The following is a 22,000-nucleotide window of genomic DNA, read 5'->3' on the forward strand; positions in this document are numbered from 1 at the left end:
TATGCAGGTAGGGGTTTTGTCTTTTCCGCCCTTCGGCAATGCGGCGCTTTGCCGCTGCAGCCAAATGTCTTTTGTCTGTATCCTCCTAGCTGCACCGTTTGAACGGTGCGACAATATTTCTCGCAAATTAACGTGACTTGTTTGCGCTTAAGCTGCGTCAAGACTTAAGTTCGGGGCAATCCTGGCCCCCGAATCGAGCGATGCCAGCGTACCGTGCTGCGCATTTCTGGACTTCCACCGTCCGATCACTTGAGGTTACAAGCAAGATGGCCAAGGCCGCCGATGTCGTTGTGCAATGCCTGGAAAACGAAGGTGTCGAGTATGTGTTCGGCATTCCTGGTGAGGAAAACCTCGACCTGCTGGAATCCCTGCGCAAGTCGAAGATCAAGCTGGTACTGACCCGCCACGAGCAATCCGCGGGCTTCATGGCCGCCACCTATGGCCGCCTGACCGGCAAGACCGGTGTCAGCCTGTCGACCCTGGGCCCTGGCGCAACCAACCTGGTGACCGCCAGTGCGTACGCCTACCTGGGCGGTATGCCGATGATGATGATCACCGGCCAGAAGCCGATCAAGAAGTCCAAACAGGGCCGCTTCCAGATCATTGACGTGTGCGGCATGATGGACCCCATCACCAAGTACACCCACCAGTTCGCCTCGGCCGACAACATTCCGGCGCGCATGCGCGAAGCGTTCCGCCTGGCTGAAGAAGAGAAGCCGGGCGCCGTGCACCTGGAACTGCCGGAAGACATCGCTGCCGAGCAGACCGACGCCCTGCCGATCCCGCGCAGCCTGCACCGTCGCCCGCTGGCCGAGCACGTGGCCATCGAAGCCGCCGTCGAGAAACTGCAGAAGGCCCGCAGCCCGATCCTGGTGATCGGCGCCGGCGCCAACCGCAAGATGACCGCCAAGGTCCTCAAGCAACTGATCGACAAGACCGGCATCCCGTTCATCACCACCCAGATGGGTAAAGGTGTGGTCGACGAGCGCCACCCGCGCTTCCTCGGCAACGCTGCGCTGTCGTCCGGTGACTTCGTCCACCGCGCCATCGAAGCGGCCGACCTGATCATCAACATTGGCCACGACGTGATCGAGAAGCCGCCGTTCTTCATGGTCCGTGGCGGCACCGAAGTCATCCACATCAGCTTCCGCTCCGCCGAAGTCGATGCCGTGTACTTCCCGCAGGTCGAAGTGATCGGCGACATCGCCAACGCAGTCTGGCAGATCAGCGAAGCGCTGACCGACACCGCGCACTGGGACTTCACCCGCCTGATGGCCATCCGTGAAGCCAACGAAGCGCAGATCGCCGAAGGCGCCGACGACAACCGCTTCCCGGTCTACCCGCAGCGCATGGTCGCCGACATCCGTCGCGTACTGCCGTCCGAAGGCATCGTTGCCCTGGACAACGGCATCTACAAGATCTGGTTCGCCCGTAACTACAAGGCCCACAAGCCGAACACCGTGCTGCTCGACAACGCCCTGGCGACCATGGGCGCCGGCCTGCCATCGGCAATGGCGGCGCACCTGGTGTACCCGGACCGCCCGGTGATCTCGGTGTGTGGCGACGGCGGCTTCATGATGAACAGCCAAGAGCTGGAAACGGCGGTGCGTCTGGGCATGCACATCACCGTGGTGATCCTGCGTGACGATGGCTACGGCATGATCCGCTGGAAGCAGGCCAACATGGGCTTCACCGATTTCGGCCTGGACTACGGCAACCCGGACTTCGTCAAATATGCCGAAGCCTACGGTGCCAATGGCCACCGCGTGGAAAGCGCCGAAGCCTTCCTGCCGCTGCTCGAGCACTGCATCAAGACCCCTGGCGTGCACGTGATCGACTGCCCGGTCGACTACAGCGAGAACGACCGCATCCTCAACAGCGAGCTGCGTGAGCGTGCGCTGGCGGTATAAGGCTTAACGGCTTGATCGCCGGCAAGTCGGCTTTCACAGGTTTTTTGCAGGCCTCATGGCCGTTGCAGGACCTTGTGGGAGCTGGCTTGCCGGCGATTGCTTTTGTACAGGTAACAAATCCCTCCAGCTGATCACCATGTGCTAGGGTGCACGCAAATCTTCACCCAGGACGTCCGCACATGCTCCCCGCCCTCAGCGAAAAAGAACTCGCCCGCCTCGAAGACCTGCTGATCACCTACGGCAACGACTATTCGGTGCTCAACCTGGCCGAGCTCAACGGCTTTTTCACCGCCTTGGCCAGTTCCCCGGTCGACGTACTGCCAGAGCAATGGCTGCCCACTGTCGCGGGTGGCAAGGTACCGAAATTCAAGAAGCCTGCCCATGAAGAGGCCTACACCGCCTTGATGCTGCGCTATGCCCACCAGGTCGCCGAGCAACTTGCAGAAAACCTCGATAGCTTCGAGCCGCTGTTTGAGGAAAGCGAAGCCGAGGAGGGGCCGGCGATCATCATGGAGGAATGGTGCTTCGGCTACATGCGTGGCACGCAGATCGCTGCCTGGGGCCAGTTGCCGCCAGAGCAGGATCAACGGCTCAAGGCTATTTCGCTGCATGGCCTGGAAGACAACTTCGAGTTGCTCGATGCCATGAGCTTCGATGAATTGCAGGCCTGCGTGCCGCACGTGGTCGAGGCGGCGCGGGGCTTGTATCGCTATCAGAAGCAGTCGCGACACTGACCTTTCGATTATTTCGCAAGGCGAAATTATGGTTTGCTCCTTGCACTGATTCTGCTGCCAGCCGAATCAGCGCAGGATGGGCTCCAGCTGGCACCACCCCGGTGCCCTCCTGGAGCCCAGCCCATGATCAAACTCTACAACTTCCCCAAATCGGGCCACGCCCACCGTATCGAGCTGATGCTGTCGCTGCTCGACCTGCCCACCGAACGGGTATTCGTCGACCTGGCCAAAGGTGCGCACAAGCAGCCGGAATTCCTCGCCCTCAACCCGTTCGGCCAAGTGCCGGTGATCGATGACAACGGCACTGTCATCGCCGATTCCAATGCCATCCTGGTTTACCTGGCCAGCACCTACGACAAGGCTGGCAAATGGCTGCCCCATGACCCGCTGAATGCTGCCCGCGTGCAACGCTGGCTGTCGGTTGCCGCCGGGCCACTGGCCTTCGGGCCTGCCGCCGCCCGTCTGGTGACCGTATTCGGCGCTTCGTTCGACACCGACGACGTCATCGGCCGCGCCCACACCCTGTTCAAGGTAATGGATGCCGAGCTGGCCAAGTCGACATTCCTGGTCGGCGATCAACCAACCATCGCAGATGTTGCCAACTACTCGTACATCGCCCACGCGCCCGAAGGCAATGTCTCGCTGGAACCCTACCCCAATGTGCGAGCCTGGCTGGCTCGTATTGAAGCGTTACCTGGCTTCGTGGCCATGCCACGCACCGCCGTCGGCTTGCAGACTAGCGTCTGAGCCGCCACCCCACGCGAGGAATGCCGCCATGGCGCAACTCCCCAACCATCGCAGCTCGCCCTGGCACGCTGGCGAGAAACGCCTGCAGGAGCAGGTCGGAGTGTCGCAGCGCATGGACGTGTTCGGGCAGAAGGTCATTCGTGACTTCATGCCCGATCAGCACCGCATGTTCTACCAGCAGTTGCCGTTCATCGTCGCTGGGGCTGTGGACTCGGGCGGCAGGCCTTGGGCGACGTTGCTGGAAGGCCCGGAGGGTTTCATCAGCTCGCCCGACCCCCGGCATTTGCTGATCCACACACAGCTGGCCAGTGACGACCCGGCAACACCAGGGCTGGCCGCTGGCGGGGCCATCGGCCTGCTCGGCATCGAGTTGCACACGCGCCGGCGCAATCGCATGAATGGGTTGATCGCCCAGGCCGCTGACGATTGCCTGGACGTGCAGGTGGAACAATCGTTCGGCAATTGTCCGCAGTACATCCAGCTGCGCGAATACACCCGCGTCGATGAACCGGCACAGAGGCGCATCGATGCGCAAGGGCTGGATGCCAGCACGGCCGCAATGATCGAGAACGCCGACACATTGTTCGTCGCCAGCTACATCGATCACCCGCACGGCCAACGTTCGGTAGACGTCTCCCACCGTGGCGGTCGCCCAGGTTTCGTCAGGGTCGAAGGCAATCGCCTGACCATTCCCGATTATGCTGGCAACCTGCATTTCAATACTCTCGGCAACCTGCTGGAGAATCCGCAGGCCGGGCTGTTGTTCGTCGACTTCATGACCGGCGATGTATTGCAAGTGACCGGGCGCACCGAAGTGCTGCTCGACAGCCCGTTGACCAAGGCCTTCGAAGGGGCCGAGCGGCTGTGGACGTTGGACATCGAGCACGTCGTGCTGCGCCGCGCAGCGGTGAGCCTGCGCTGGGTGTTCCAGGAATATGCGCCGACCAGCCTCATGACCGGTACCTGGGCAGAGGCGGAGCAACGGCTGCAGCAACGTGAACGGCAGCGTCAGTGGTTGAGCTGGCAGGTGGCACGTGTGGAGCAAGAGAGCCGCGATATCCGCTCGTTCTACCTTGCCACGGACGAGCCGGTGGAGTTCTTGCCCGGCCAGCACATTCCCGTTCGTATCTCGCTGGGCGGCGAGGCGCCGCTGATCCGCACCTTCAGTTTGTCTAGCGCGCCAGCCGATGGTTTCTTGCGCATCAGCGTCAAGGCGCAGGGGCCGGCGTCGCGCTATTTGCATGAGCGAGTCGGGGCCGGAGACACGCTGGACGTTCGCCTGCCCATGGGCAGCTTCACCTTGGATAGCAGCAGCGACAGGCCGATCGTGCTGATCGGCGCCGGGGTGGGTATCACGCCCCTGATCGCCATGCTGCGCGAGTTGCTGGCGAACGGGCAGGGCCGGCGCATCCATCTGTTTCAGGGGGCACGCAGCCTGAGTGAGCTGCCGTTCCAGCAAGAACTGGCCGAATTGCGTGAGCAGGCCGGAACACGCTTGAGCGTGCATCGCTCGCTGAGTCAACCTGAAGCCGAAGCGGTGCAAGGGCGTGATTTCGAGCACGCAGGGCGGCTGGGCATTGAGCAGGTGAAAGCGATGCTGACGTTGGATGATTACGCATTTTACCTGTGTGGCCCAGCCAGTTTCACCCAGGACCTGTACGAAGGGCTGCGCGGCGTGCATGTGCCGGATGCGCGCATTCATGCCGAAGCCTTCGGGCCATCGACCTTGCGCCGCCATGGCGATGACAACCAGCCGACGCTGCAGCAGCCGCCGGCCGCCAGCGAACCGGTCCCCGTGTATTTCGCCAGCTCTGCCAAGGAGGCACGTTGGGCGCCGGGAAGCGGAACCTTGCTGGAGCTGGCAGAGGCGCGCGGACTGGCACCAGACTTCAGTTGCCGGGGTGGGTCTTGCGGTACATGCAAGACCCAGGTGTTGAGTGGGCAGGTGCATTACCCGATTCCGCCCGCCGAATTGCCAGAGGAGGGCACTGCGCTGATCTGCTGTGCGGTACCGGCCCAGGCATTGGTGCTGGAGCTATGAGGTGGCTTGTGCTGGCCCTTTCGCGGGCGTGCCCGCGAAAGGGCCGGAACGGGCAGCGAAAATTGCCCAGATAATCGATAATCCCCGCACCCTCGATGCCCTGGAGCGCCCATGGACCAGATCCACCTGATGAAGGTGTTCGTCGCCGTCGGCGAGCTGGAAAGCTTCGCCGCTGCCGCCCGTCGCCTGGACATCTCACCCGCCGCCGTCACCCGTGCCGTCAGCGCGCTTGAAGAGCAGATCGGGGTCAAGCTGGTGCTGCGCACCACCCGTAGTGTGCGCCTGACCGAGGCGGGTAGCCGCTACCTGGAAGACACCCGGCACATCCTCGCCAGCATCCATGAGGCCAACGAAGCTGCGGCGGGTATCAATGCCACCCCCAAGGGCGAACTGGCGATCACTGCGCCAATACTGTTCGGCAAGAAGTTCGTCATGCCCTGCATCGTGCGTTACTTGCAGCAATACCCCGAAGTCGACGTATCGGCGTACTTCCTCGATCGTGTGGTGAACATGGTCGAGGAGGGTATGGACGTGGCTGTGCGCATCGGGCCATTGCCCGACTCCGGTCTCAAGGCCCTGCGTGTGGGCCGGGTGCGGCGGATGCTGTGTGCATCGCCCGAGTACCTCGCGCGCATGGGCGAGCCGCAGCACCCGTCGGACTTGCCGGAACACGCGGTGATCGCCACCACCAACCTCTCGCCCCGCGCCGGTTGGCGCTTCGGCCTGGCCGACGAGCCGACCCTGGTGCGCATGAAGCCGCGGCTGACAGTCACCAGCAACGACGGTGCAATCGCTGCGGCAGTGGGCGGGCTGGGCATCGCCCGGTTGCTGTCATATCAAGTGGTCGATGAACTGGCCAGCGGCCAGTTGAAGGTCATTCTCGCCGAGTACGAGGAAGCTCCCTGGCCGATCCACGTCTTGCACCGCGAGAGCAAGTACGGCTCGGCGAAGGTGCGTTCGTTCATCGACCTGCTGGCGCAGGACCTGCGGGCTCGTCAATTGGATTGACCTTTGAGGTCGTACAACGTAACTGGATATCACTCGATTCCGATGTATACGCCCATTTTTGCTGGTCATGAGTAATTATTGTTGTACGACGACCTATGACATGGCAATCTTCACCTGAAACAATTTGTCTCATTTAGCCCTGCCGGCGCATGAGACAGATCACCCGTAAATCTAAGAATAAAATTCAGGTGAACCATGAAGATCAAAGGCATCCGTTGGTGGATGGTCAGCCTTGTCACGGCCGGGCTCGTCGTCAACTACCTCGCCCGCAATACCCTCTCGGTGGCAGCCCCTACGCTGATGACCGACCTCTCCATCACCACCGAGCAATACGCCAAGATCGTCGCGACCTGGCAGATGTGCTATGCGCTCATGCAGCCGATCGCCGGTTGGCTCATCGATTTCATTGGCACCAAGCTGGGCTTTGCCGTGTTCGCCCTGGCCTGGTCACTGGCCTGTGCAGGCGCGGCGCTGGCCAGCGGCTGGCAGAGCATGGCATTTCTACGCGGTTTGCTGGGCATGACCGAGGCTGCTGGCTTGCCGGCCGGGGTCAAGGCCACCACCGAGTGGTTCCCTGCCAAGGAACGCTCGGTCGCCATTGGCTGGTTCAATATCGGTTCTTCCCTGGGCGCGCTGTTGGCGCCACCGCTGGTGGTATGGGCGATCCTGCACAGTGGCTGGCAGTTGGCATTCGTCATCGTCGGCCTATCCGGTGTGCTATGGACCCTGCTGTGGATGCTGCTGTACAAGCACCCGCGTGATCAGAAACGCCTGAGCGACGAGGAACGTGACTACATCCTGTCCGGCCAGGAAGCTCACTTCAAGGCAGAGCGGCGCGAGAAGGGCGCCTGGAAGCGCATCTTCAAAACCCGCAACTTCTACGCCATCGCCTCGGCACGCATTCTTTCCGAGCCGGCCTGGCAGACCTTCAACGCCTGGATTCCGCTGTACCTGATGACCGAGCGGCACATGAACATCAAGGAAGTGGCGATGTTTGCCTGGTTGCCATTCCTCGCTGCCGACATCGGCTGTGTGCTCGGGGGGTACCTGAGCCCCATGTTCCATCGCTATTTCAAGGTGTCGCTGTTCACCTCGCGCAAAATGGTGCTGGTATTCGGCGCCAGCTGCATGATTGGCCCGGCCTGCATCGGGCTGGTCGAAAGCCCGTACACGGCGATCCTGCTGCTGTGCATTGGCGGCTTCGCCCACCAGACCTTGTCGGGTGCGCTGTATTCGATCACTTCGGATTCCTTCAGCAAGGACCAGGTGGCGACCGCGACCGGCATGGGCGGGATGTGCGGCTACCTGGGGGCGGCGCTGTTCACCCTGGTATTTGGCATCCTGGTCACGCAGATCGGCTACAGCCCGCTGTTCGTGGTGCTTGCGGCGTTCGATATCGTGGCGGCGGTGCTGGTGTGGAAGGTCGCGCGGGAGGTGCAAGGGGCCGCTTCGCAAAGGCCACTGGCACCGACGACCGAGGCACTGGCGTAAGGCATGGAATGCAAGGGCCGCGTCTACAGCAATAAATACGGTCTTTGTAGGAGCGGCCTTTTGTCGCGATTGGGCTGCGCAGCCGCCCCAGTATCAGGCATTCACAATGCCTGATACTGCATCCTGAATCCCAGGCTGCTCGTTTCGCCCTTCTGCAGCAGTCGCAGCCCCGGCCGCCCTGGCAAGTGATGCGCATTGATCGGGTGGCTCACCGGCTCAAAGCAGAAGAACGGCTGATCATGTGGGCAGAACAACAGAAAATGCTCGGCGCCGCTGGCGCTGCAGGCCAACCGATACCCAGCGCTCGGCTGCTCGATCACACAGTCACCAGGCCATCCGCTGAACGCGTGATCAACCACCGCGGCTGGCAGCGTTCGTGCAGTGGCGAAGTTCCAGTCTTCAGGCAGCGCAGCTTGCCGGGAAGGCAAATTTCCATCATCTGCCAGCCACACCTTGCGCGCCTCTGCGCGCAGCCTTGTATCGCCGTAGCGCGGGAAGTAAGGATGCAGCCCCAGCCCATACCAGGTGGCAGCCGAGTCCAGATGCGTCACGTGCAAATCGATATTCAGGCAGCCTTCGTGCAGGTGTATGTCGAGGGTAGCCCGGTAGGCGAATGGCACAGTGCTTTCGAGGCCAAGACGGGTACGTTGCTCGCTGTGATGCTCCACTTGCCAGGCCTGTTGCCAGGCGCTGCCGTGTATCGGGTAAGGGTCATGCCCGGTGTTCGGCGTGAGGGCCAGCCAGCCATCAGGGCGCAGGAAGCCGCCCTCGGCGATGCGGTTGGACCACGGGGCCAAGGGGTAGCAGCCCAGGCGCCGCGGGCTGCCGCTGGCCAGGGCCTCTTCGTCGGCTGGGCGCAGCAGCGCCTGGCCGGTGGCTCTGGCCTGCCAGTTGACCAGGCTGGCGCCCAGCTCGGGGGCGATGCTCAGGCGGGTAAGGCGGTCTTGCAGGTGCAGCAGGGTGACGCTCATCAGGGCCTCCGGTAGGTCAGCAGGACGATGCCGCACACCACAACGGCACCGCCTATCAGTTGCAGGCCACTGAGTTGCTGGTCAAGCAACGCCCAGCCCAGCAGCAAGGTGGCGATGGGTTCGACGTTCATCACCGGCGCGTTCTGCGCCATGTTCAGTTTCGGCACGCAGACGAACAGCAAGGTGAAGGCCACGCCATACAACACCACGAGGCTGGCCAGCGCCATCCACCCGCTGGCACTGCCCGGCAACGACAAGCCGGCGGGCATCACGCCGCTGATGCCGGCGACCAGCATGCTGCCGAACACGATCAGCAAGGTCAGCAGACTGCGCACGGGGCCGCGCACGCTCGCCAGCTTGTGGTCGGTGATCCAAAGTGCACACGCGAACACGCAGGCGGCGCAGAACGCCAGGCCCACGCCCAAGGCCCAGTGCGGATTCGCGTCGCCATCGTCGGCCAGCCGTGCCGGTACATCCAGCGCCAGCACCAGGCCACACAGGATCAGCCCCATGAACAGCACCGTGCGCCCGCTCGGGCGGGCACCGCCAAGTGCCCAGGTCAGCAGCGCCAGAAGCATGGGGAAGGTGTTGCCCACCAGCAGTGCCAAGGCCACCGGAATGCGTGCTACTGCCGAATACAGGCACAGGCTCTGGGTGGCGATCAGCAGGCCCAGCAGCAGCTGCCAGCGCCATGTGCCGGCTGGCAGGCCCAGCGGCTGGCGCTGCCACAGCACCAGGCTGGCCAGCGCCAGGAAGGTGATGCCTGAGCGACAGAGGATTGCCAGCAGCACGCCGGTGTCGTCATCGAAGGCGATGCGTGCGGCGATGTGGTTGCCGGCGAACGAACAGGCCAGCAGGACGAGGAGGGCGATAGCCAGCCTGCGCGGGAAGGGGATTACAGCAGAGGAAGAGAAAGCCATGTGCAGGATCCGTTTGCTTTGAGAACCTGGGACCCTGTAGGAGCGGCCTTGTGTCGCGAAAGGGCCGCAAAGCGGCCCCAAGGTTCCAGCGTCAATGCGCAGATCCTGGGGCTGCTTTGCAGCCCTTTCGCGACACAAGGCCGCTCCTACAGGCAACCCGCTTGCAGTTACAAGACCACGCTCGGCAACCACAGCGAAATGGCCGGAATGTAGGTCACTGCCATCAGCACCAGGAACAACGCCAGGTAGAACGGCAGCAGCGCCTTCACCGTGGCTTCGATGCTCACCTTGCCAATCGCTGACCCGACGAACAGCACAGCGCCCACAGGCGGTGTGATCAGCCCGATCCCCAGGTTGACCAGCATGATCATGCCGAAGTGCACAGGGTCTACGCCGATACCGGTAATCACCGGCAGCAGGATTGGCGTGAGGATCAGGATCAGCGGCGCCATGTCCATCACCGTGCCCAGCAGCAAGAGCATGAAGTTGATGCACATCAGGATCACGTAGCGGTTGTCCGACAGGGTCAGGAACGCCGTGGTGATCTTCGACGGGATCTGCATCAGGGTCATCACGTAGCCGAAGCTGGCGGCGAAGCCGATCAGGATCATCACGATCGAGATGGTCCGCACGGTGCGGTGCATCAGCTTGGGCAGGTCGCGCCATTTGTAGTCGCGGTAGATGAACATGGTCACGAAGAACGACCACACTACCGCCACTGCAGCCGATTCGGTCGCGGTGAACACGCCCGACAGAATGCCGCCGAGAATGATCACCATGGCCATCAGGCCCCACAGCGCTTCACCGGCGATCTTCAACGCCTGGCGCAGCGGGATGACCTCGCCCTTGGGGTAGTCGCGCTTCTTCGCGAAGACCAGGCACAGGCCCATCATCACCGCGCTCAGCAGCAACCCGGGCATCACCCCGGCCATGAACAGCGAAGCGATCGACACCGTGCCACCGGCCGCCAGCGAGTACAGCACCGAGTTGTGGCTGGGCGGGGTCAGCAACGCCTGCACCGAGCCGCTGACGGTCACTGCGGTAGAGAATTCGCGTGGGTAGCCCTTGCGTTCCATCTCTGGAATCAGCACCGAACCGACCGACGCGGTGTCAGCCACCGATGAGCCCGAGATCGCGCCGAAGAAGGTCGAGGCCATGATGTTGACCAGCGAGAGCCCGCCGCGCACGAAGCCCACCAGCACCCCGGCGAACGCCACCAGGCGCCGCGACATGCCACCTTCGGCCATGATCGCCCCGGCGAGGACGAAGAACGGAATGGCCAGCAGCGAGAACTTGTTAACCCCACTGGCCACCTGAATCATCATCGCCTGCAGCGGGATGTCGATGTACCACGCGCCGATCAGCGCCGACAGGCCAAGGGCGTAGGCCACCGGCATGCCCAGCAGGATCAGCGCAATGAAACTGCCCAACAGAATGAACGCATCCATTTACGCCGCCCCCTCGTTTTCTTCCACCAGGTCGAACCGCACCACCTTGCGCTGGCTCTGGTCACCCAGCAGGAGTTTTTCCAGCACGAAGATCAGTGTCAGCACGCCACCGACCGGGATCGGCGCATAGCTCATGCCCACCCGCACGCTGGGCAGCGAGGCCATGAACTGGTTCCAGGTGGTGACGCACAGCTTGAAGCCGTACCAGGTCATGAACACACAGACACCCACCATCAGCAGTTGCGTGAACACCGCCACCCCCTGGCGCAGTGGTTCCGGCAGGCGGTCGGTAACCATCGCCACCGCCATGTGCGCACCTGCGCGGTAGCTGGCGGCGGCGCCGATGAAGGTGAACAGCACCATCAGCAGGATCGAAACCGGCTCTGGCCAGCTTGAGCCGGTGCCGAGTACGTAACGGGCGAAGATGCCCCAGGGAATGATCAGCGTCATGGCCAGGATCGACAGCCCGGCGACCCAGATACAGCTGCGGTACAGCGTGTCGTTGACGCGCAGGAAAAGCGTTTTCATAGGCATCACCAAAGCGGCAGAGCGACGGACGTCGCGCTGCCGAGGTCATCTTGGAAAAGGTCCGGGGTTACTGGACTGCGTCGATACGCTTCATCAGGTCGGCGTACTGAGCACCGTACTTCTCGCGCACTGGCGCGGTGGCGTCGTAGAAGGGCTTGGTGTCGACGGTGATGAACTCGACGCCGGCGGCCTTGAGCTTCTCTTCGCTGGCGGCGGACTTGGCGTCCCACAGTGCACGCTCTTCCATCTGCGCTTCGCGGGCGACCTTCTTCACCAGTGCCTGCTGCTCGGGGGTGAGCTTGTTCCAGGTGGTCTTGGACATCACCACCGGCTCCGGCAGGATCAGGTGATTGGTCAGGGTGAAGTACTTGGCGCTCTGGTAGTGGTTGTGTTCGAGCAGGGTTGGCGGGTTGTTCTCGGCACCGTCGATCACCCCGGTCTGCAGGGCGCTGAAGATTTCGCCGGTGTCCATGGCGATGCCGTTGCCGCCCATGGCGTTCATCATGTCGATGAACAGCGGGTTGCCTTGCACGCGGATCTTCATGCCCTTGAGGTCTTCGAGGCTGCGCACCGGCTTCTTGGTGTAGAGGCTGCGCGAGCCCCCATCCATCCAGGCCAGGGCGACCAGGTTGAATTCGGAGTTGGTGATCTTGTCGAGGATCTCCTGGCCGATGTCACCGTCGATGATCTTGCGCATGTGCTCATGGTCGCGGAACACGAACGGCATGTTGAACACGTTCACGTCCGGCACCACCGGGCCGACGATGCCAAGGCTGACGCGGGTCATCTGCACAGCACCGATCTGCGCCTGCTCGATCACCTCCTTCTCCGAACCGAGCACGCCGCCGGGGAACATCTTGAAGGTGATTTGGCCATTGCTGGCCTGTTCGAGCTTCTTGCCCATGTTCTGTTCGGCGACCACGGTCGGGTAGCCGGCCGGGTGAATCTCGGCGAACTTGATGTCGAGGGCCGAGGCGGGCATCGACAGGCTGAAAGCGAACGGGAGTACGGCAAGAAGCAGCTTGCGTTTGAAGGTCATGGTGAAACTCCGTGGTTTTTATTATCTGGTTTCGCGCGTGAGTGTTGGGTACTGCGGTGTGGTACAGGCCGTATTCAGCCGCGCCAGGCAGGTTCCTCCAGGCCTTGCACGCCTGGGCGCAGGGCGAACACGCCACCGGCCAGGGGCTGGTCGCTGAGGTCGCTGCCGGCAGGGCGGATCGAGGTGACGAACAAGGTGTCGAGGTGGGCGCCGCCAAAGGCGCACATCGCCGGCTTCTTCACCGGCACGCTGAGCGAGCGATCGAGGCGCCCGTCAGGGGTAAAACGGTGGATCTGCCCGGCGTCGTTGCCGCAGATCCAGTAGCAACCGTCGGTATCGATGGCGGCGCCGTCGGGTCGCCCGGGGAAGGCGCGCATGTCGACGAACAGCCGCTGGTTGTGTGGTGTGCCGCTGTCGATGTCGTAATCGAAGGTCCAGATCTTCTGCACGTTGGGGTGCGAGTCGGAGAGGTACATGCGTGTGCCGTCAGGGCTGAAGGCCAGGCCGTTGGGCACGATCATGTCCTTGAGCTGCGGGTGCAACTGGCCCTCGCCATCGACGCGGTACAACGCGCCAAGGTGGGCACCTTGCTGCATGTCCATCAGCATGCTACCGGCCCAGAATCGGCCCTGGCGGTCACAGCGCCCATCGTTGAAGCGCATGCCCGGTTGGGCATGCACGACCGGGCTGAACAGGCGGCTGTGGAGGCTGCCGTCAGCGTGGGTCTGCAGCTGGAAGATGCCGCTTTCCATACCCGCGACCCAACCCCCTTCGGTGCGGGCGATGCAGGCGAGCATCTCGTCACCCTGCCAGACCTGATGGGCGCCGTCTCGCCAGCGGTGCAGCTGGCGGGCCGGGATGTCGACCCAGTACAGCGCCTGCTCGGTGGGGTGCCACACGGGGCTTTCGCCGGTGCCGTTGCGGGCGTCGACAATCAGTTCGCAGTGCATGCTGGAGCCTCCTGGCAGTGCGTGGGTTCAGCTGAATGGGCCGGCAGCGACGAAGGCTCCGCCCTGGTAGACCATGCTCGGGTCGTCGGCGGCGGGCGCGGGTCTGGCCTCTACCGCTGCGCGGAACACTTCGGCGCTGTCTTTGGGCTGGTAGCCCAGGTGTGCGGCGTAGCGGTTGTCCCACCAGACGGTACGGTTGTCGGAAGCGCCGTAGACCACGGTGTGGCCAACGTCGGGGGTGAACAGGCCACGTTCGATGAGCTGGGTCAGGTCGTCGTAGCTCAGCCAGGTGCTGAGCATGCGCAGGTTCTGCGGTTCATCGAACGAGGAGCCGATGCGAATGCTGACGGTCTCGATGCCGTAGCGGTCGAAGTAGAAACTGGCGACATCCTCGCCATAGCACTTGGACAAGCCGTAGTAGCTGTCTGGCCGGCGCAGGGCATGGGCGTCGATCGTCTGGTCCTGGCGGTAGAAGCCGATCACATGGTTGGAGCTGGCGAAGATGATGCGCTTGACCCCGTGCTTGCGCGCGGCTTCGTAGATGTGGAACACGCCGCAGATGTTGGGGCCGAGGATGTCCTCGAACGAGTGCTCGGTGGACACGCCGCCGAAGTGGACGATGGCGTCGACGCCTTCGACCAGTGAATGGACCGCAGCCTTGTCGGCGAGGTCGCAGGGCATGACTTCTTCATGGGGGCCGTTGGCGGGCGCCATTGGAGCGATGTCGGAAAGGCGCAGGACCTCGGCGCAGCCGGTCAGGCGTTGGCGAAGGACCTTGCCCAGGCCGCCTGCGGCTCCAGTGAGCAGCAGGCGCTTGAAGGGGGTGGTGGTCATGGCGGCTCTACTTGTGATTGTTGTAAGTTGTCGTATGACTTTGCTGATTATCGGCAGTGCTTTCCGGGGTTGTCAATGCTGCTTCTGCACGTTTCCATGGCCTTGTAGGAGCGGCCTTGTGTCGCGAAAGGGCCGCAGCGCGGCCCCAGCATTCGCGCATGTGCTGCAATTTCTGGGGCTGCTGCGCACCCCTTTCGCGACACAATGGCCGGATTACAGCAAGGAGAGCGGATAGTTGAAGATCAGCCGGTTCTCATCGAACTCGTTGTTGCTGTAGTCCCGGCGAATGGTCGAGTTGCGCCATTTCACGCTCAAATCCTTGAACGGCCCGCTCTGGATCACATAAGCCAGCTCCGACTCGCGCACCCACTCCTTGCCGTCGGTCACCGCTCCAGTATGCACATCGCGGCCACTGATATAGCGGTTCATCACGGTAAGGCCCGGGACCCCGAGCGTCACGAAGTTGAAGTCATGCCGCACCTGCCACGAGCGCTCGTTGGCATTGTCGAAGCTGGAGTTGTAGCTGTCGTTGGCCAAGGTCCCGCCGCTGGTGCCGTTGACCCGCATCCAGGTATCGCCGTCGACTTTCTGCAGCCCGACCCAGAAGGTGTTGCCGCCATACTTGGCCGAGAACATCCCCGAGTAGGTCTTGTTGTCCAGCTTGCCGGCGCGCTCCGCGCCATCCTCGCCGCCGTGGAAGTAGCCCAGGTTGGCGCCGAGGGTCCAGTCGCCCAGTGGCTGGCTGTGGCTCAGTTGCAGGTACTGCTGTTCGTAGACATCCTTGAGCACCGCATTCCACAGCCCGACCAAGGTCCGGTCCTGGTTGAACTTGTACTCGCCACCGACAAAGTTGAACCGGTCCGACAGGCCGCCGCCGTAGCTCATGTCCTCCATGCTTGCATCGTTGCGCGGGCTGTTGCCACGGAACTGGCCGCCATACAGGGTCAGCCCGGCCACTTCGTTGGAAGTCACCTGGCCACCGCGGAAGGTCTGTGGCAGCGAGCGGCCATCGTCCGAGCGCAGGATCGGCAGCACCGGCATCCATTCGCCGATCTTCAGCTCGGTCTTGGAGATACGCGCCTTGCCCGCCACCGCCAGGCGGCCATAGTCATCCGCCGGCCGCCCATCGTCATGGCGTGGCAGCAGCGCTGTGCCATAGGTGCCGCCACCGCCATCGAGCTTCAGCGACCACAGCCCCAGCACATCCGCGCCAAACCCCACCGGCCCCTCGGTGAAGCCGGAGCGGGCATCGAGAATGAAGCTTTGGGTCCATTCTTCAGCCTTGCTCTGCGGATTGCTGGGGTTGGTGAAATTACGGTTGATGTAGAAATTGCGCAGGCCCAGCACGGCCTTGCTGTCTTCGACGAAACCCTGAGCGAGGCTGATGCCCGGCATGCCGCCGAACAGGCTGGCGCCAAGCAGCGCAAAGGGGAGGGTTGTCTGGCAGATTTTCGACATGGGATGGGTCCGCTATGTTGTTTTTGTTATGTGTTGTCGTACAACTGCGGCGTTTTTTATCAAGCTGAAATACACCTGTCAACGCTGGGAAACGCAATAAATTCGCGTCGTCAAGTGAATGAATACTGGCGATGGCTCTAACTCAAGGACTTGGATTAATTTAAAGTCATACTATGACAGCGCGCATATTGATGCATGGGTGTCAAAGCTTGCACGCTGGCGCGTCGGTAGTCGCAGAATCATCTCGTAATACTATTCTGTGTTATCTGACGGGCTAATCGATTCAGTTCAATGGAAATGGAGAATTCGCTGATGAGCACTACCGGTGCTTCACAAACCCCACGCGTGTTGCCCAAGCTGCTGGGCGTGGTCATGCTGTTGATGGGCCTGGCGCTATTGGCCGGCGGCATCAAACTGGCGACCCTGGGCGGTTCGCTGTATTACCTGCTGGCCGGCGTCGGTTTCCTGATAACCGCTGGCCTGCTGCTGGCCGGGCGACGTGAAGCGCTGAGCGTGTACGGCATCGTGCTGCTGCTGAGCACGCTGTGGTCATTGATGGAGGTGGGCCTGGACTGGTGGCAACTGGTGCCACGCCTGGCCCTCTGGTTCGTCCTCGGCCTGATCTTGCTGTTGCCTTGGCTGCGCAAACCGCTGACCCTTGGCCAGCCATACCCGTTGGGTACCGGCGTGCTGGGTGTGGGGGTGGCGGCGGCGGGGCTGATGGCCCTGGCCAGCCAGTTCACCCACCCCGGTACCCTTGTCGGCCACCTGGATCGCGACACGGCGGGTACTGCCAGTAGCGCGCCGCAAATGCCTGACGGTGACTGGCAATCCTACGGCCGTACCGAATTCGGCGACCGCTATTCGCCACTCAAGCAGATTACCCCCGAGAACGTCGGCAAGTTGAAGCTGGCCTGGACCTATCGCACCGGCGACATTCCAGGCCCTGACGACCCAGGTGAAACCACTGCCGAAAACACCCCGCTCAAGGTCAACGGCAAACTCTACGTCTGCACCCCACACAGCCAGGTGATCGCCCTTGACCCGGATACCGGCAAGGAGATCTGGCGCTTCGACCCCAAGCTCAGCACCCAGAACGCTGCCAACTTCAAGGGGTGGGCGCACATGACCTGCCGCGGCGTGGCCTACTTCGATACGGCCAGGTCGCAAGCGCGCCCCGCTGAAGGGCAAGCCTGTGCCAAGCGTGTCTACGTACCCACCGCCGATACTCGTCTGATTGCCCTGGATGCCGATACCGGCAAGCAGTGCGCAGGCTTCGGCGACAATGGCCAGGTCGACCTGACCCGTAACATTGGCACCTTCGCCCCCGGTGGCTACTACTCCACCTCGCCACCCACCGTGGCCGGGGGCCTGGTGATCCTCGGCGGGCACGTCACCGACAACGTATCCACCGACGAGCCGTCAGGGGTGGTCCGTGCCTACGACGCAATTACCGGCAAGCTGGTCTGGAACTGGGACAGCGGCAAGCCCGACGCCACCGCGCCGATCGCTGACGGCCAGTTCTATACCCGCAACTCGCCGAACGTGTGGTCAGTGATCAGTGCCGATGAAAAGCTCGGCCTGCTGTACCTGCCCATGGGTAACCAGATGCCCGACCAGTGGGGTGGCAACCGCACACCGGAAGCCGAGAAATTCAGTGCCGGCCTGGTGGCCCTGGATATCGCCAGCGGCAAGGTGCGCTGGAACTACCAGTTCACCCACCACGACCTGTGGGACATGGACGTCGGCGGCCAGCCGAGCCTGATCGACATCAAGACCGCCGATGGAATGAAGCCTGCTGTCATGGCCTCGACCAAGCAGGGCAGCATCTACGTGCTTGACCGCAGCAATGGCCAGCCGTTGGTGCCGATTCGCGAAACGCCGGTTCCCCAAGGCGCGGTGGAGGGCGACCACACCTCGCCGACCCAGCCGATGTCCGAGCTCAACTTCATGCCGCCGACCCTGCACGAGCGTGACATGTGGGGCGTGACGCCATTCGACCAGCTGCTGTGCCGCATCGACTTCCGCTCCATGCGCTATGACGGCATCTTCACGCCGCCGTCGCTGCAGGGCTCGCTGGTGTACCCGGGTAACTTCGGGGTGTTCGACTGGGGCGGCATTTCGGTCGACCCGGTGCGCCAGATCGCCTTCGTCAACCCCAGCTACATGGCCTTCAAGTCGCAACTGGTTCCGGCCGCGAAAATCGCCAGTCAGCCTGCGCGCAAGAGCGAGACCGAAGGCATCCAGCCGAACAAGGGTGCGCCGTATGGCGTCATCATGGGCGCCTTCCTGTCACCGTTGGGCCTGCCGTGCCAGGCGCCATCGTGGGGTTACGTGGCGGCCGTGGACCTGACTACCCACAAGGTGATCTGGAAGCACAAGAACGGCACCGTGCGTGACAGCTCGCCAGTGCCGATCCCGCTGACAATGGGCGTGCCGAGCCTGGGCGGGACCTTCACTACCGCCAGCGGCCTGGCGTTCCTCAGCGGCACCCTCGACCAATACCTGCGCGCCTATGACGTGCGTGACGGCAAGGTGCTGTGGGAAGGGCGCCTGCCAGCAGGCGCGCAGACCACGCCGATGACCTACACCGGCAAGGACGGGCGCCAGTATGTGTTGGTGATGGCCGGCGGGCATGGTTCGCTGGGCACCAAGCAAGGCGACTATGTGATGGCGTTTGCCTTGCCTGAGTAAGGGGGTGTTGCCGCGGTTCTACGTCGTGGCATTTTCATGGCCTGTAAGACCGAGCGCCGCCCGCGCGGCGCATCGCGGATAAATCCGCTCCTACATCTGTTGCAACGTACCGAACCTGTTACGCCATGGTTGCCCGCCTTGGCACATGACTTGAGCCTTACGAACAGGCTGGCAACCATGGCCTGACAGGCATGGCCACGTTGCAACAAATGTAGGAGCGGATTTATCCGCGATGCGCCGCGCGGGCGGCGCTCGGTCTTACAGGCGCCACACCTGCGGCGACAGGCACATCCAGCCCAAACGAGGCCTACCCAGTAAATCAATAGAAATCCCTATATATGGGATTGTATTTTACATATTGGAATTTAACGCTCCCCAGGTTTATAGTCGCCCTCACTCACTGCCAAGAACAGAACAGGTGAAGCGATGCAGGCGCAATTGATCGCGCTCGACTGGGGAACCACCTCCCTTCGTGCTTACAAACTCGGCGCCAACGGCCAGGTACAGGACGTGCGCGCGCTGCCCAGTGGCATCATGCAACTGCCCAAGGCCCCGCGCCTGATCAACGGCGAACGCTGCAGCGACGGTTTCGAACTGGCCTTCGACGATGCCTGCGGCGACTGGCTCGACGCCCAGCCTGGCCTGCCGGTGATTGCCTGCGGCATGGTCGGCAGCGCCCAGGGCTGGCACGAAGCGTCCTACCGCGACACCCCCGCCAATGTCGCCAGCCTGGGTGCCTCCTTGCAGACCGTGAGCAGCCGCCGCGGTGTCGATGTGCACATCGTGCCCGGTGTGATTCAGCGTTCCCGGCTGCCCAATGTCATGCGCGGCGAAGAAACCCAGGTGCTCGGCGCACTGCCCAGCGTCACCACGGATGACCTGCTGATCGGGCTGCCCGGCAGCCATTCGAAATGGGTGCAGGTGGCCGACGGTTGCATCGTGCATTTCGATACCTTCATGACCGGTGAAGTGTTCGCCGTGCTAAGCGAGCACAGCATCCTCGGCCGTACCCAGCAACGCGGCGCAGCGTTCGATGCCCCGGCATTCGACCACGGCGTGCAGGTGGCGCTGTCCGCCGAAGGCGAGATCGGCCCGCTGTCCACCGTATTCAGCGCCCGCAGCCTGGGCCTGACCGGTGAATTGAGCGCCAGCGCCCAGCCCGATTACCTCTCCGGCCTGCTGATCGGCCACGAACTCTGCGCCCTGGCCAAGGTGCAACGCCAGCGACGCAACAGCGTGCACCTGCCGGCGATCCTGCTGATCGGCAACGGGCCGCTTTGCATGCGCTACAGCCGTGCCCTGCAGGCATGTGGCTTCAGCCACGTGAGCGTGGCCGAGCAGGCCACCGAACGCGGCTTGTGGCAGCTGGCGCTCGCCGCCGGCCTTACTCATCCATCTTGAAGGGAGCCCGACATGCTTGAACACGCACTGGCACAGAACGGCCTGATCGCGATCCTGCGCGGCCTGCAACCGCACGAAGCCGCCGCCATCGGTGAAGTCCTCTACGGCGCCGGCTTTCGTGTCATCGAAGTGCCTCTCAATTCGCCCGAGCCCTTCGAAAGCATCCGCATCCTGCGCGGCAGCTTGCCCGCCGATTGCCTGATCGGCGCCGGCACCGTGCTGACACCCGCGCAGGTGGCCCAGGTGCAAGCGGCGGGGGGGCAATTGATCGTCATGCCGCACAGTGACCCACAGGTGCTGCGTGCGGCCAAGGCGGCGGGCCTATATCTGGCGCCAGGTGTCGCCACGCCGACCGAAGCGTTCGCCGCCCTGGCCGAAGGTGCCGACGTGCTCAAGCTATTCCCGGCCGAGCAGATGGGCCCGGCGGTGGTCAAGGCCTGGTTGGCCGTGCTGCCCGCCGGCACCGTGCTGGCGCCGGTTGGCGGCATCACGCCCGGCAACCTGCAGCAGTTCTTCGACGCTGGCGCCCGAGGCTTTGGCCTCGGCTCCGGCCTGTACAAGCCGGGCATGACACCCAGGCAGGTCGCGGCCGCTGCCCAGGCTTACGTGACCGCCTGGCAAGCCCTGCGCTGATCCATTCCTGCGCTGCATCCAACAAGAGAGACAAGCAGATGAAAATTACCAAGCTGACCACCTTCATCGTTCCGCCACGCTGGTGCTTCCTCAAGGTCGAGACCGACCAGGGCGTGACCGGTTGGGGCGAGCCGGTGGTCGAAGGGCGTGCGCACACCGTTGCGGCTGCCGTCGAAGAGCTTTCCGACTACCTGATCGGCAAGGACCCACGCAACATCGAAGACATCTGGACCGTGCTCTATCGCGGGGGCTTCTACCGCGGTGGCGCCATCCACATGAGCGCCCTGGCCGGCATCGACCAGGCCCTGTGGGACATCAAGGGCAAGGCGCTGGGCGTGTCGGTCAGCGACCTGCTGGGTGGCCAGGTGCGTGACAAGATCCGGGTGTATTCGTGGATCGGCGGCGACCGCCCGGCCGACACCGCCCGTGCGGCGAAAGAGGCCGTTGCCCGGGGTTTCACGGCCGTGAAAATGAACGGCACCGAGGAGCTGCAATTTCTCGACACCTTCGACAAGGTCGATCAGGCCCTGGCCAATGTCGCTGCCGTGCGCGATGCGGTGGGCCCGAACGTTGGCATCGGTGTCGACTTCCATGGCCGGGTGCACAAGCCCATGGCCAAGGTGCTGATGAAGGAGCTCGACCCGTACAAGCTGATGTTCATCGAGGAGCCGGTGCTCAGCGAAAACTACGAAGCGCTGAAAGAGTTGGCGCCGCTGACCAGTACCCCGATCGCCCTGGGCGAGCGGCTGTTTTCACGTTGGGACTTCAAGCGCGTGCTTAGCGAAGGCTATGTCGACATCATCCAGCCCGACGCCTCCCACGCTGGCGGCATCACCGAAACCCGCAAGATCGCCAACATGGCCGAGGCCTACGACGTCGCGCTGGCGCTGCACTGCCCGCTGGGCCCGATTGCCTTGGCGGCCTGCCTGCAGCTGGATGCCGCCTGCTACAACGCCTTTATCCAGGAGCAGAGCCTGGGCATCCATTACAACGAGAGCAACGACCTGCTCGACTACGTGCGCGACCCCGGCGTATTCGACTATGAGCAGGGCATGGTGAAGATCCCCGACGGCCCGGGCTTGGGTATCGAGATCAACGAGGCATACGTCATCGAGCGCGCCGCTGTAGGCCATCGCTGGCGCAATCCGGTGTGGCGCCATGCCGACGGCAGTTTCGCCGAGTGGTGATGGCGC

The 22,000-nt window shown here is 63.0% G+C and carries 18 protein-coding genes; 10 read left to right on the forward strand and 8 right to left on the reverse strand.

The window, feature by feature from the left end:
• Positions 1 to 266: 266 nt before the first annotated feature.
• The 6 genes from APH27_RS00005 to APH27_RS00030 all read left to right on the forward strand — a co-directional run bounded on the left by APH27_RS00005 (position 267) and on the right by APH27_RS00030 (position 7,931).
• Positions 267 to 1,910 (forward strand): acetolactate synthase large subunit, encoded by a 1,644-nt coding sequence (locus APH27_RS00005; RefSeq protein WP_060483672.1) that lies wholly within the window; start codon positions 267 to 269, stop codon positions 1,908 to 1,910.
• Between the two features lie 179 nt (positions 1,911 to 2,089).
• On the forward strand, positions 2,090 to 2,644 hold the full coding sequence (locus tag APH27_RS00010) for a UPF0149 family protein (RefSeq protein WP_027918036.1): 555 nt from the start codon (positions 2,090 to 2,092) through the stop codon (positions 2,642 to 2,644).
• A gap of 123 nt (positions 2,645 to 2,767) precedes the next feature.
• On the forward strand, positions 2,768 to 3,391 hold the full coding sequence (locus APH27_RS00015) for a glutathione S-transferase family protein (protein ID WP_060483673.1): 624 nt from the start codon (positions 2,768 to 2,770) through the stop codon (positions 3,389 to 3,391).
• Between the two features lie 28 nt (positions 3,392 to 3,419).
• A complete protein-coding gene (locus APH27_RS00020; protein WP_060483674.1) occupies positions 3,420 to 5,432 on the forward strand; it encodes a pyridoxamine 5'-phosphate oxidase family protein in 2,013 nt (670 codons plus the stop codon).
• Positions 5,433 to 5,543: 111 nt separating this feature from the next.
• Positions 5,544 to 6,440 carry a LysR family transcriptional regulator gene (locus tag APH27_RS00025; RefSeq protein ID WP_027918039.1) on the forward strand — a complete coding sequence of 299 codons (897 nt, stop codon included), beginning with the start codon at positions 5,544 to 5,546 and terminating at the stop codon, positions 6,438 to 6,440.
• A gap of 195 nt (positions 6,441 to 6,635) precedes the next feature.
• Positions 6,636 to 7,931: an MFS transporter gene (locus APH27_RS00030; protein WP_027918040.1), complete on the forward strand. Its 1,296-nt coding sequence runs from the start codon at positions 6,636 to 6,638 to the stop codon at positions 7,929 to 7,931.
• Positions 7,932 to 8,032: 101 nt separating this feature from the next.
• On the opposite strand, the gene APH27_RS00035 is transcribed toward APH27_RS00030, so the two are convergent.
• The 8 genes from APH27_RS00035 to APH27_RS00070 all read right to left on the reverse strand — a co-directional run bounded on the left by APH27_RS00035 (position 8,033) and on the right by APH27_RS00070 (position 16,079).
• Positions 8,033 to 8,902, reverse strand: coding sequence for an aldose 1-epimerase (locus APH27_RS00035; RefSeq protein ID WP_060483675.1), 870 nt, complete (start codon positions 8,900 to 8,902; stop codon positions 8,033 to 8,035).
• Positions 8,902 to 9,822, reverse strand: coding sequence for a DMT family transporter (locus APH27_RS00040; protein WP_027918042.1), 921 nt, complete (start codon positions 9,820 to 9,822; stop codon positions 8,902 to 8,904). The genes APH27_RS00035 and APH27_RS00040 overlap by 1 nt, the downstream gene beginning before the upstream one ends.
• A 167-nt stretch (positions 9,823 to 9,989) precedes the next feature.
• A complete protein-coding gene (locus tag APH27_RS00045) occupies positions 9,990 to 11,270 on the reverse strand; it encodes a TRAP transporter large permease (protein ID WP_027918043.1) in 1,281 nt (426 codons plus the stop codon).
• Entirely contained in the window at positions 11,271 to 11,798 is a 528-nt protein-coding gene (locus APH27_RS00050; protein WP_060483676.1) for a TRAP transporter small permease, read from the reverse strand. It lies immediately after the preceding gene.
• A gap of 67 nt (positions 11,799 to 11,865) precedes the next feature.
• On the reverse strand, positions 11,866 to 12,837 hold the full coding sequence (locus APH27_RS00055) for a TRAP transporter substrate-binding protein (protein WP_027918045.1): 972 nt from the start codon (positions 12,835 to 12,837) through the stop codon (positions 11,866 to 11,868).
• Between the two features lie 74 nt (positions 12,838 to 12,911).
• Entirely contained in the window at positions 12,912 to 13,787 is an 876-nt protein-coding gene (locus APH27_RS00060; RefSeq protein WP_027918046.1) for an SMP-30/gluconolactonase/LRE family protein, read from the reverse strand.
• A 27-nt stretch (positions 13,788 to 13,814) separates the two neighbouring features.
• Positions 13,815 to 14,621 carry an NAD(P)-dependent oxidoreductase gene (locus tag APH27_RS00065; protein ID WP_060483677.1) on the reverse strand — a complete coding sequence of 269 codons (807 nt, stop codon included), beginning with the start codon at positions 14,619 to 14,621 and terminating at the stop codon, positions 13,815 to 13,817.
• 213 nt (positions 14,622 to 14,834) lie between these two features.
• On the reverse strand, positions 14,835 to 16,079 hold the full coding sequence (locus tag APH27_RS00070) for an OprD family porin (protein WP_060483678.1): 1,245 nt from the start codon (positions 16,077 to 16,079) through the stop codon (positions 14,835 to 14,837).
• Positions 16,080 to 16,391: 312 nt separating this feature from the next.
• Between APH27_RS00070 and APH27_RS00075 the strand changes: the two genes are divergently transcribed.
• The 4 genes from APH27_RS00075 to dgoD all read left to right on the forward strand — a co-directional run bounded on the left by APH27_RS00075 (position 16,392) and on the right by dgoD (position 21,994).
• Positions 16,392 to 18,773, forward strand: a complete 2,382-nt coding sequence (locus tag APH27_RS00075; protein ID WP_027918049.1) for a glucose/quinate/shikimate family membrane-bound PQQ-dependent dehydrogenase — start codon at positions 16,392 to 16,394, stop codon at positions 18,771 to 18,773.
• A gap of 426 nt (positions 18,774 to 19,199) precedes the next feature.
• Positions 19,200 to 20,174, forward strand: a complete 975-nt coding sequence (locus APH27_RS00080; protein WP_060483679.1) for a 2-dehydro-3-deoxygalactonokinase — start codon at positions 19,200 to 19,202, stop codon at positions 20,172 to 20,174.
• 12 nt (positions 20,175 to 20,186) lie between these two features.
• Positions 20,187 to 20,807, forward strand: coding sequence for a 2-dehydro-3-deoxy-6-phosphogalactonate aldolase (locus APH27_RS00085; protein WP_027918051.1), 621 nt, complete (start codon positions 20,187 to 20,189; stop codon positions 20,805 to 20,807).
• Between the two features lie 38 nt (positions 20,808 to 20,845).
• On the forward strand, positions 20,846 to 21,994 hold the full coding sequence (gene dgoD, locus APH27_RS00090) for a galactonate dehydratase (RefSeq protein WP_027918052.1): 1,149 nt from the start codon (positions 20,846 to 20,848) through the stop codon (positions 21,992 to 21,994).
• The last annotated feature ends 6 nt before the right edge of the window (positions 21,995 to 22,000 follow it).

The sequence above is a fragment of the Pseudomonas sp. NBRC 111123 genome, assembly GCF_001320205.1.
In the GTDB taxonomy this organism is placed as follows: Bacteria; Pseudomonadota; Gammaproteobacteria; order Pseudomonadales; family Pseudomonadaceae; genus Aquipseudomonas; species Aquipseudomonas putida_J.

Excerpts from the sequence above, each read along its gene's own strand:
- APH27_RS00005 (WP_060483672.1), top strand. The coding sequence starts at position 267 with ATGGCCAAGGCCGCCGATGTCGTTGTGCAATGCCTGGAAAACGAAGGT.
- APH27_RS00010 (WP_027918036.1), top strand. The coding sequence starts at position 2,090 with ATGCTCCCCGCCCTCAGCGAAAAAGAACTCGCCCGCCTCGAAGACCTG.
- APH27_RS00015 (WP_060483673.1), top strand. The coding sequence starts at position 2,768 with ATGATCAAACTCTACAACTTCCCCAAATCGGGCCACGCCCACCGTATC.
- APH27_RS00020 (WP_060483674.1), top strand. The coding sequence starts at position 3,420 with ATGGCGCAACTCCCCAACCATCGCAGCTCGCCCTGGCACGCTGGCGAG.
- APH27_RS00025 (WP_027918039.1), top strand. The coding sequence starts at position 5,544 with ATGGACCAGATCCACCTGATGAAGGTGTTCGTCGCCGTCGGCGAGCTG.
- APH27_RS00030 (WP_027918040.1), top strand. The coding sequence starts at position 6,636 with ATGAAGATCAAAGGCATCCGTTGGTGGATGGTCAGCCTTGTCACGGCC.
- APH27_RS00035 (WP_060483675.1), bottom strand. The coding sequence starts at position 8,902 with ATGAGCGTCACCCTGCTGCACCTGCAAGACCGCCTTACCCGCCTGAGC.
- APH27_RS00040 (WP_027918042.1), bottom strand. The coding sequence starts at position 9,822 with ATGGCTTTCTCTTCCTCTGCTGTAATCCCCTTCCCGCGCAGGCTGGCT.
- APH27_RS00045 (WP_027918043.1), bottom strand. The coding sequence starts at position 11,270 with ATGGATGCGTTCATTCTGTTGGGCAGTTTCATTGCGCTGATCCTGCTG.
- APH27_RS00050 (WP_060483676.1), bottom strand. The coding sequence starts at position 11,798 with ATGAAAACGCTTTTCCTGCGCGTCAACGACACGCTGTACCGCAGCTGT.
- APH27_RS00055 (WP_027918045.1), bottom strand. The coding sequence starts at position 12,837 with ATGACCTTCAAACGCAAGCTGCTTCTTGCCGTACTCCCGTTCGCTTTC.
- APH27_RS00060 (WP_027918046.1), bottom strand. The coding sequence starts at position 13,787 with ATGCACTGCGAACTGATTGTCGACGCCCGCAACGGCACCGGCGAAAGC.
- APH27_RS00065 (WP_060483677.1), bottom strand. The coding sequence starts at position 14,621 with ATGACCACCACCCCCTTCAAGCGCCTGCTGCTCACTGGAGCCGCAGGC.
- APH27_RS00070 (WP_060483678.1), bottom strand. The coding sequence starts at position 16,079 with ATGTCGAAAATCTGCCAGACAACCCTCCCCTTTGCGCTGCTTGGCGCC.
- APH27_RS00075 (WP_027918049.1), top strand. The coding sequence starts at position 16,392 with ATGAGCACTACCGGTGCTTCACAAACCCCACGCGTGTTGCCCAAGCTG.
- APH27_RS00080 (WP_060483679.1), top strand. The coding sequence starts at position 19,200 with ATGCAGGCGCAATTGATCGCGCTCGACTGGGGAACCACCTCCCTTCGT.
- APH27_RS00085 (WP_027918051.1), top strand. The coding sequence starts at position 20,187 with ATGCTTGAACACGCACTGGCACAGAACGGCCTGATCGCGATCCTGCGC.
- dgoD (WP_027918052.1), top strand. The coding sequence starts at position 20,846 with ATGAAAATTACCAAGCTGACCACCTTCATCGTTCCGCCACGCTGGTGC.